The organism is Amycolatopsis sp. NPDC051045, from assembly GCF_040682955.1.
Lineage (GTDB): Bacteria > Actinomycetota > Actinomycetes > Mycobacteriales > Pseudonocardiaceae > Amycolatopsis.
On record NZ_JBFBCC010000057.1, the window covers coordinates 1 to 9,722 of the forward strand.

The window sequence follows — 9,722 nt, forward strand, 5'->3', positions numbered from 1 at the left end:
GCCCGGGAACTGGTCGACCACGGCACCCCCATCGACGCCGCCTGCCGCATCATCACCCTCGAAGACCAACTCCACGAAGCCAACCGCCGCAACCGATCGTCCGACGTCGACACCGAACTAGACACCATCGACTGACCCCCCACCATCGACCGGCTCGGCACGCGGCCTGGCGCCGCGTGCCGATGTGCGTCAAAGGGCCACGGCCTTCCCGGCGGCCGGGTTTCCAGAGCTGTCCACAGTCCGCTCGCCATCCCGGTCAGCTCGAAGATCTTGGTGCCGATCTCCAAGCCGGTGCCCACCGTGCGTTGCTTCGCCGCGCGCTTCGGCCATTGCTGCCGGTCGATCATGCTCGGCTCCCCACAGGCTCAGGCGTTGGGCGCGCGGTCGATGTCCTCTTTCCAGTTCCCTGGTGATCGGTAGCACGTGCTTGCCGAAATGCTCAATCTCCTCCTGGAAGTGGAGGAAAACCGTGCAACAGGAGGCTCGCGCCCCGCCGTTTGTATTCGATGGCGCGTTCGGCGATCTGTGCCGATGAGCCGGGTGCGGAAGCCGTCGTTGTACTGCACGAAGTCGGCGAACCCCGAATCCGCCCACATGCCCTTCTTGTCGACAGTGGCGTTGCCGGCCTGGAAGATCTCCGGGATACGGGCGGTCTTCACGCGCGAGCGGCTTGGGCTTGATGTCGAAGTCGTGGATGCGGTAGCGCTCGTCGTGCTCGAGCCAGGGCTCGCCGAGCCCGGTGAACTCGTCCTTGAACCAGCCGCGGACCACGTTCACCACGACCCGGCCGCCGGAGAGAACGTCCGCGCTCGCCACCACATGGCCAGCACACCGGGATGCCACAGCCCGGGGTGGACCGCGGCGATCACCTTCAGTCGTCGCGTCGCCAGCAGTAGAGCGAAGCTGAAGCCCGTCGATTCGTGTTGGTAGGCGACGCCGAAACAGGCCGTGTAGCGCACCTGCGTGAGGGCAACCCGCCGCTCACGTTCGGCACCCAGTAGGCGAATTTCAGCGGTTCATGCAAATCGTGCTTTCAGCACCGGACCTCGGCTGTGGCGCGAGGCACCCCACGCAGCAACCGGACCACGGTCGTACGTGGCCTCGATGACCAGGGTGCCGGTCAGGTCAGGCCGTCCGAGCCTGGTCTGCGTGGTGCCCCCGACCGGGTACGGACAGCTGACCGGCTATACGTGCTGAGCCACGACTGGGCGATGCGAACAGCGACATCACTGCTGCTCCGGGCAACAGACGGCGCGACAACCGTCGAGCACCCGGTTCAAGTCGCGGAAGCCGGGCCACTGATCGCCACGAAACTGCAGGCGCTGCCGAACCGCTCCTTGGACAAGGAGGCAACCGACCTGCTCGACATCGTTCGGCTCACACTCGACGAGGTGACCGGCCCAGCGGTCTGAAAACAGCTGGCAGAGGCCGATCCCCAGCTCAGGGAGGATGCCGCCCTCCACATCCAGATCTGGTTCGCCGACAACGCGGCTCGCAGCGTCCGCATCGTGCACCGGACACCCGATGGCGTCGGGCTGTCACTGGATACCGTGCGTCTGACGGTTGAGCTGCTGACAGCATCGCTACGCCTGTGAATCCAGACCACGACCATCGCTCTCGCCTCGGGTCGTGCGAGGCAGGGCACAGCAGCCCGTTCGTTCGGCGGTATCGACGTTTGCCCGAGACACTTTTCGACTACGAAGCCACATTCGATCTTTGGGGCGTATTCTTCGCGGCTGCAATGCTGTTCGATCCGCCCGCGCGCAACTACTTCGGATTGTGACTCAGCTTCCGTAACAGCACCTCGACCCACTGGCGACTACGTCAGGGCAAGAGGCTGGAGCTGCGAGATCAGGCCGGTGGCTGGGGAGGCGCAGATGAGACACTTCGGAACTTGGGTGCGTGCCGGGATCACGCTGATTCTTCTGGTTGTCGCCGGCCTCTGGCTGCTGGCGGTATACGGTGAGCTCGGCTCCCCCGTTACCAAGCAGACCGACGGAACCACCCTCGATGAGTTCCAACGCGCCAAAGACATCCTACTCGTTGTACTGCCTCTACTGACCAGTTCCCTCGGTTACTGGTTCGGTTCCGCCGGCCGTCAGCAAGCGGAGAACAAGGCCGAGCAGGCGACCGGTGTCGCTGACAAAGCACAGCGAAAGCTGGCAGGAGTCCTCGACAGCGCTACCGAACCGGGACTGCTCGACAAAGCGAAGGCGAAGGATCCGGAAGCCTTTAGACCCGATACGACCACCAGGTCATGACGGCCTCCGATCGGCTGGAGGGTCCGGTCCGGACAGATAACAAGCATGAATTGGAAATCGAGCCTTCACAGGTTACCCAACCGGCAGAGAACCGGCTGGCCGCGAAGGTCAGTACCTGGGCCGGTGCTCGGTCACTGTGGGTCGGCGGTGCCGCCGTCGCAGCCGCGCCCTTATTCAATTCCTTGCTGGCAACATCGGTCGGCCCTTGGCGGTGGGTGTTGTCAGGCGGTCTGGCGGTGGTGGCACTCTTCGGGTTCGCCGTACCGGCAGCCAAGGCGCGGGAAGCCCAGGAAGGCGTCGAGCGAGCCCGGCAGGAAACGGCGGCGACCGAAGCGCGGATCTTGGAGGTCGAAGCCGAAATCCGGGTCGCAGTGAGTGACGTGCTGCTTCCCGTTCTGTCGTTCGTCGTCGAAGGGTGCCTGCGCGCGGCGAGAGCAGATCGTCAAACATGCAAAGCGGGCGCGATCCCCATGATCCTCGCCTCGGCCGCCCAGGTGTGCCATCCCGCCAATCGAGCGCGTGCGTGCTGGTACGAGCTCGAAGCATCGGGCGACGAATATCTCCAGCTGGTTCCTATACCAGCGAAGTTACAGTTGGCTCGTGAGGAGGTACGCCAATGAAGGTCGACAACAGCCCTTCAGTCGAGCGCGCGAAAGAGTTGCTGCGAGACCCTGAACGGTACTTCGCGCAGGCTCGCCGCAACGCTCGCACTGCCGTCCTCCGCGAGAGTCGATCGCGGTCTCGAGCTTCCACCCCGACGGAGACCGCGAAGCCCGGCGAAGACGTCACTGACTGAACGCATACGTCGTGCACCGCGATCGTTCGGTGTTCGGTCTTGACCGCACACCGAACACCTCGCCGTTGAGTGAACACGCGTCGCTCCGATCGTGGTCGTCTTGTTCGTTGGCCGGCTGTGCCTGATGCGGCGGGGATCAGCGGCTGGCAAGCTTGATGGATTCCGGTCGACGATGGGGCACCGACAGGACTTCCCGCCTGGACGTGCCGCGAGCTGCGTCAGGCCGAACAGGACTACCTGCACGACGGCCGGCCCGGGGCGCTAGCCCAAGCCGATGCCCCGCTAGACGGGCGCAACGGCGAAGTCGTCGATGCCACACGCTGGTGGCTTTCGCTGATGCGATGGGACCGCCTCGGCTACCAAGACGGTGGCGCAGCCGTGGACAGGTGCATCGCGGATGTCGGCCCCTAGCGAGCCACCACACCGCTTACCGCCGCCAAGTGCTGGCGGCTGCGCTGGTCCGGCGGTGCGCCCGTGACGGCGACCTCGACCAGGCGGTCGATCTCTGGCTGACTGCCGATGCGAACGCCGACGAAAGCCCACCCCTACCCGTGTGGCTCGGTCCCGGTTGGCGCCGTGCAGTGCGAGATGACGAGTACCGACTAGCAAGCCCAAGACCGTCAGGTCCACCGCTGGCGCTACGAGGGGCGCGACGTACACGGGGACGCCGATCCGCAGCGCCAGCGCCAGGACGTTCCCGAAACCAAAAGAGGAAGGTCAGCCGATCACGATGCCCATCACCGTGGTCACGAACCTGGTCACGCCGGACGAGGTACCCATCACGACCTCCCGCGCATCGACGAGAGGTCGTACGTGCCCTCGATGACCAGCGTGCCGCTCAGGTTGGGCTGGGCAGGGTGGTGATGGTCTGCTTGGTGCCCCCGACCAGGCCCGGACAACATCCGCACGGACTGCCGTCTCTCACGACCTGCGGATATCTACCACAGTGGCTCTGTCCGACGGCCGCCGCGGACGGCAAACATGACTGCCCCATACGGATCAGTTCGAAATTGTCTCCGGTCCATCGTCCGGATCGGGACCCGAGAACGGCGTCCTGCGCCCGAGGACGGCTGATCCCGGAGCCGGGCCGATGTCGACCGGCACGACCCCCTTCTCGGAGGTCAATGCCTCGGCGACCTCGGCGGCGTTGGTGATCTGTGCTCGGGAGAACGCGACGTAGAGCGGGTCTACCGGCACCGGCACCCCTCCGACCGGCAAAGTCAGGCCGACCATCTGGAAGTCGATCCGCGCACCGTGCCCGGTCTCGAGGAGCTCCATGTAGATCCGCGCTTCCTCGATGGTGCTGATCTGGTGGCACACCGTGGTGCTCAGCGGCATTGAAACCTCGTCGCCGCGGAGCAGGCCGGCCAGGATGGCGATGTTGCGTTCGTCGCGGCGCAACCAGCGGGCAGGCAGCGGAAGGACCACGTCGAGCGCGTCACGGACGAAGACGAAATCTTGCAAGGTCCGGACGAGCGGAGCGAAGTGTCCGGCGGGCTCACGGGTCTGGGCGTCCAACTCGATCTGTTCAGTGTCCAGCGCGAGGAGCATGCTGGGCGCTTTGTCCAGGGAGTCCAGGATGGTGACCGTACGCAGCAGCGCTTCAGGGTCGACCAGGGCTGCGTGCTGTGCGTCGCTAGGTCCGTATTCCAGCAGCACCCCGATGTTCGACCCCTGCTCCGCGACGGGACGGTCGATCCGCAAACGCAGTCGCACCATACCGGTGGAGTCGGTGCCGTGGACGTACATGCCGAGGGAGCCCTGGGTGGCATAGTGCAAGATCAGGTGCAGCGGACGCCCCGGCGCGCTGTCGCCAGCGCGGGCGCGTAGCATGGCCGCACGCGGGAAGCCTGCGGTGACGCGCTGATCGGGAAGCACCATCGCCACCTGCCCCCACGGGAGGTTCAGCGCGGCGATCGCCTCGTTGTCGACGCGATTGATGTAGCCGGGCTCGATGACCGTGCCGCTACCGTAGTGCAGCGCGGCGGCGATGGCCTCGGTCACGGCGGGGCCCACCGGGTCGTCGTTCTCAACGTCGAGATGGACCTCGACGTGCTGGGGTAGGCTCCCAGGCTTGAGATGTACGAACACCGAGTTCTGCCCACCGCGGGAGGCGAAGTCCAAACCCCAGACTGGTGAGAGTTCGTCAGACCGACTGCGCAGGACCTCCAGGCGTTTGAGCAAGTCGGGCACCCCACCAAGCAGCCCGGCCTGTTCCTGGCCCAGTTCGCGCTGCATGTCGATCACCTCTTGATGCGAGGTGGTCAACATGTAGCGGGCGATGTCAGGCCGTTCGGCCAGCTTCAACTCCAGCCAGCGCACGTCGCGGAACACCATCTCGAACGAGCTGCGGTAGCGACCCTTCAGGCTGTTGAACCACTGCAGATCCCCAGGTGTCGGGTGCACCGGCGCGACGAGTACCCATGAGGCGATATCCGATCCGAGGGCGCGCTTCAGCGAGTGGACGACCTGCGCGCGCTGGGTTTTGCCCAGTTTTGTCCAGCTCTTGAACTCAATCGTGCGGCGGATGTCCCCGATCCAGGCGTCGCGGCCTCCGTCGCCGCCGGAACCGTTAATCGTGCGCACCCGATCGCCGTATTCGGAGTGCACGATCAGGTCGAATAGCTGCTCAGCCTTCTTCGGGGATTCGGCCAGTTCATCCCAGGAAATCCGCACGGATGCCATCTTGCCGGTGCGCGTGGCTCCGGCGCGTGCGGCACACCGAGGTCCCAATCGGTACGACGCAGCACGCCGGCCCGATGCTCAAGAGCGGCACTAAGGGCGCTATGACTCGCTACATCGTCCTGCAGCCCGTCCGCGGCTAAGCGGGCGCCGCGGACGCTAGGCGCGCGGCTGACCAGGCAGTCGAAGATCGTTTCAAGAGCGGAGGGCCTGCTGCGCGACCAGACCCGGGTAGTGAGCGTCCATGCCATCTCCAGGTGTTCGGTGAGCCGTGCGGCGCGGACGACCACGGGACGTATCGATCGCGGACCGGGTCTGCCCTCAGTGGCCTCTAACGTGGGCTTCGGGTCGCCGATTTCCTTCGGCTATCGAGCGATAACAGTCAGTAGTCGCTTGTAGCTCTGGGCTACCGCGCGAGCAGCGCTATCCGATCGGGAGGGCCGCGGCCACGGTGGCAAACTTCGTGCTGCCGCCACTGCGGGGCGAAGCTGCGCAGGACTCACTGCTGCGAATTATGACCTTCATAATCGTCGCCCCCCTGCGCGGTCATGCTGACCATCATGCCCCATCTGCGGCCTCGAGCAGCCTTCCGAAGTCGACGCCGGGCGTGAACCTCCTTAACAGTGTTGACACGTTAAGGGGGTTCACGAAAGACTGTGTAAGTGTCTATCGGGGATGACAACGCGCGACTCGTGAGTCTCGCCGACGTCGCGGAGCTCACGCAGGTGACGCGTCCGGCCGCGAGCAACTGGCGCCGACGGCACGATGACTTCCCCCAGCCGGTCAGGGAGACCGGCGCGGTCACCCTGTTCCGGCTCTCTGAGGTTCAGGCCTGGCTGACCAAGCACGGCAAGAAGCAGATCGAGCTCACCGCTCGCCAGGAGGTCCGGCGGGCCCTCAGTGTCGTCCGCGGGGACGTCACGGTCACACGAGCCGTCGAAGTCTGCCTCTGGGTGCTGGGCATGCACGTGCTCATCGGCGAGCTCGACGACGATGGCCGGCCGCGGCCGTCAGCGCACCTCGTAACCGACCCCGCTGACCTCCTTAAAATGGCAACGGATGTCGTCGGCGAGTACTTGCTGGGCCATCCGCTCGCGCTCGAGCCTGCCGAGGTGAATGAAGTGGCTCCGGTTGTCGCTGAGCTGCCCCGGCTGATCCGCGAGTACGGTGCTGGTGAAGTCTGCGAAGCCCTCGTCGCGGAGGTGTCGGAGCGCCAGGGCAAGTGGTTCGGGCAGTACATCACTCCCTCGTGGCTCGCCCAGCTCATGCTCGCACTCGCCGGTCCGCTCGAGGGCATGGTCTACGACTTCGCCTGCGGATTGGGAAATGTGCTTATGCACGCCCACTGGAACCGGTCGCCCGACACTGAGCTGAATCTGCGTGGTGACGACGTACTGCCAATCGCATGGATGATCGCGGCCTTGCGCATGCTGATCCATGGGGCGGCCGGCACGATCGGGAACCAGGACGCAACCACCGCACATACCAGCCGAAACGCGGACTTCGTCTTCACCGACCCGCCGTTCGGGCCCCGGCCGGACACGTGGACCTGGCTCGACCGGACCATCCACCACCTCGCTGCGACGGGCCGTGGCTTCCACCTGACTCCTATGGGCCCGCTTTTCTGGTCCGCTCAGGGAGCTCAAGCTCGTCAGCGACTCGTGAAACAGGGTTCGGTCGAGGCGGTGATCACCCTGCCCGCGGGCTTATATGCGAACACCACCCTTGCCACGGCCTTGTGGCTCCTTCGTCCGGCTGGCGAGCCCAGATCAACAGTGCTGCTGGTCGACGGAAGTGGCCTGGGCACTCGCGAGGGAATGCATCGCGAACTGACCAGCGCTGACATCGAGCGGGTTGTCAAGTGCCATCAGAACTGGGAACGCGGAGCCCAGCGGCCCACCGACGCCGAGCTGCCTTGCCGAGCCGTGCCAATCGAGGAGCTACTGCAAGGCGAATGCCGACTTGACGCGGCGTACTGGACGTCTCCCGAAACCACGTCGGACATGCACGCGTCATGGATCCGCTCGGCACACGCGAAGGCGCGCGACGCAACCGCCCAGGTGCCGCCGGTGCCAGAACTTGGCGGTCTGCGGCCAGCCCGGACCGGGTCCATGGTGGTGCGAGACCTCGGCGAGATCATCCGCGGAGTCCGAGTGTCCCCGAACCACCTGAAGGGGGGTTCGACCCCACTTATCCGAGCCAAGGACGTCCAGCACGACTGGACAGCGCTCTCGTCCGGCACTGTGAACATCAACGAGTTCGGCCGGGACGTGCCTCGGACCCGCCCCGGCGACGTGCTTGTCTTCGCCCACGACGGCCGGGTCCGCGCCGGCGTCGACAACGTCGGTGGCGCGGTCGTCGCCGCGCCACTGCAGGTCGTGCGCCTCCGGGAGCAGACCGGAGACCGTCCGCTGCTGCTTGCGGTCTTGCTCTCCGCGACCCCGGTTCCGGTCTCCCACGCCGACATTCGAGACCTTACGGTCGCCTTACCTCCAGACCAGGAATCGGCAAATGTAATCGAGATACTACGCTCGGTGCTCGCCCAGCGCGACGCGGTTCAAGCAGCTGCGACTGCGACCAACGAACTGCTGGGCACGATCATCGCCGCCGTGGCCGCGGGCTTGCAACCGGGTGAGCCCGAGGACCTTCAATGACAACGCGAGCCGGTCGGCCGCCCGGAGATCCGCGCACTGTGATCGGCCTGATCTTCCGCATCATCGATGAGCCGCGCAGAGCAGCGTGCACCGTCTCGGTCCTTGTCTTGCCGCTCTGCGTCGTAGCGCAGGTACTCGGGAGCGGCCCGGTCTTCGGCGTGCCTGTCGCGTGGATCGGCGGTGCCGGCAGTATCTCGGGGACAGCAGTGCTTGCCCTACTTCGCCGACGAAGCCGAAAACGCGCAGGGCAGCCAACGACGGCGAACAGCAGTGACACGACGAGGGCGTGATCGCCGCAGGGGCGCGAGTAGCCGCCACGACGCCACCCGCCTTCGCGCGCTACAGAGGTTGAATGGCTGGGATTACGGCGGCTCCAGACCGGTGTGAGCGAAGAAGGCGTCGAGCAGCCCGGGTCGGTACTGGATCCGCTTGAGCCGGTTCTTCACCACCGTGACCAGATGGTCGATGCCGCGCACGATAGATTCCCCAAGCCGCGCTTGACATGCGACCACACGTGCTCGACAGGGTTGAGATCCGGGGCATAGGCCGGAAGCCGGATCACATGCAGCCAGTCCCGCGCCGCGATCAACTCCCGCATCGCCGTGCTGATGTGCGTGTTCAAATTGTCCCACACCAGCACAATCGGGCCACCAGCTGCTGATGGGCAGCGTCCAGCAGACCGGCGTAGTCGGTCTCGGCGAAACTACGCCGCTCACCCTTACGGCCCCGATGGGTCAGAGTGCGGTAAATCAACCGGGACCGATCGCCGGGCCGCACACACACCAGCCCGGCGACCGACACCCGACCCGAGCCTTTACCCGACACCGCGACCTGCGGGGTCTGCCCGCGCCGCCCCCAGGTGCGCGCCTTCGGCGGACGCAGAGTCTGACCGGCTTCGTCCTCGAAACACAGCCACGCACCCTGCTCCGCCGCTACCGTTTTCCCGCCGGCCACACCTCCCGCCGCCACGTCACGATGGCCTCCTCATCCCGCTCCACCGCCCGATGCGCCGGGACCTGCGGAGAGAACCCCATCCGGTGCAACAGATACGACACCCCACGCAAGGTGTAGCGGACATGGAACAACCGCGCGATCAGATCGGCCACCCGCGCCAACGTCCAGCGCTGATCCTCATCAAACCCGTGCGAGGCAGGACCTTCCTCCAGGGCGTGGGCCAGGCGAGCCTGGCGCTGTTCGTCCAGCCGGCAGACCGACCCGCCGGGTCCCTTCGACCCCAACGCGGCCGAGCCACCGGCGCGCCATCGGCGCCGCCACACGTACACCGCGTTGCTCGACACCCGCAGCCGCCGCGCGATCTCGGCGACTGGT

General features: G+C 65.8%; 7 protein-coding genes and 1 pseudogene. 4 read left to right on the forward strand and 4 right to left on the reverse strand.

Features of this window, described 5'->3' with window-relative positions:
- Nucleotides 1-343: 343 nt before the first annotated feature.
- Nucleotides 344-1,024, reverse strand: a pseudogene (locus AB0M80_RS43950) (LLM class flavin-dependent oxidoreductase).
- A gap of 166 nt (nt 1,025-1,190) precedes the next feature.
- Between AB0M80_RS43950 and AB0M80_RS43955 the strand changes: the two are divergent.
- The 3 genes from AB0M80_RS43955 (at nt 1,191) to AB0M80_RS43965 (ending at nt 2,881) form a co-directional block, all read left to right on the forward strand.
- Nucleotides 1,191-1,412 (forward strand): hypothetical protein, encoded by a 222-nt coding sequence (locus AB0M80_RS43955; RefSeq protein WP_364576497.1) that lies wholly within the window; start codon nt 1,191-1,193, stop codon nt 1,410-1,412.
- Between the two features lie 465 nt (nt 1,413-1,877).
- A complete protein-coding gene (locus tag AB0M80_RS43960) occupies nt 1,878-2,261 on the forward strand; it encodes a hypothetical protein (RefSeq protein WP_364576498.1) in 384 nt (127 codons plus the stop codon).
- Nucleotides 2,258-2,881, forward strand: a complete 624-nt coding sequence (locus tag AB0M80_RS43965) for a hypothetical protein (RefSeq protein ID WP_364576499.1) — start codon at nt 2,258-2,260, stop codon at nt 2,879-2,881. The genes AB0M80_RS43960 and AB0M80_RS43965 overlap by 4 nt, the downstream gene beginning before the upstream one ends.
- Nucleotides 2,882-4,056: 1,175 nt before the next feature.
- Here AB0M80_RS43965 and AB0M80_RS43970 read toward each other — a convergent pair.
- Nucleotides 4,057-5,733: a hypothetical protein gene (locus AB0M80_RS43970; RefSeq protein WP_364576500.1), complete on the reverse strand. Its 1,677-nt coding sequence runs from the start codon at nt 5,731-5,733 to the stop codon at nt 4,057-4,059.
- A gap of 698 nt (nt 5,734-6,431) precedes the next feature.
- On the opposite strand from AB0M80_RS43970, the gene AB0M80_RS43975 reads away from it, so the two are divergent.
- Nucleotides 6,432-8,393 (forward strand): N-6 DNA methylase, encoded by a 1,962-nt coding sequence (locus AB0M80_RS43975; RefSeq protein ID WP_364576501.1) that lies wholly within the window; start codon nt 6,432-6,434, stop codon nt 8,391-8,393.
- A gap of 442 nt (nt 8,394-8,835) precedes the next feature.
- Here AB0M80_RS43975 and AB0M80_RS43980 read toward each other — a convergent pair whose 3' ends face one another.
- Both AB0M80_RS43980 and AB0M80_RS43985 read right to left on the reverse strand, forming a co-directional pair.
- On the reverse strand, nt 8,836-9,033 hold the full coding sequence (locus AB0M80_RS43980; RefSeq protein WP_364576502.1) for a transposase: 198 nt from the start codon (nt 9,031-9,033) through the stop codon (nt 8,836-8,838).
- 292 nt (nt 9,034-9,325) lie between these two features.
- Nucleotides 9,326-9,722, reverse strand: a 397-nt coding sequence (locus AB0M80_RS43985) for a winged helix-turn-helix domain-containing protein (RefSeq protein WP_364576503.1), incomplete at its 5' end; no start/stop codon positions are given.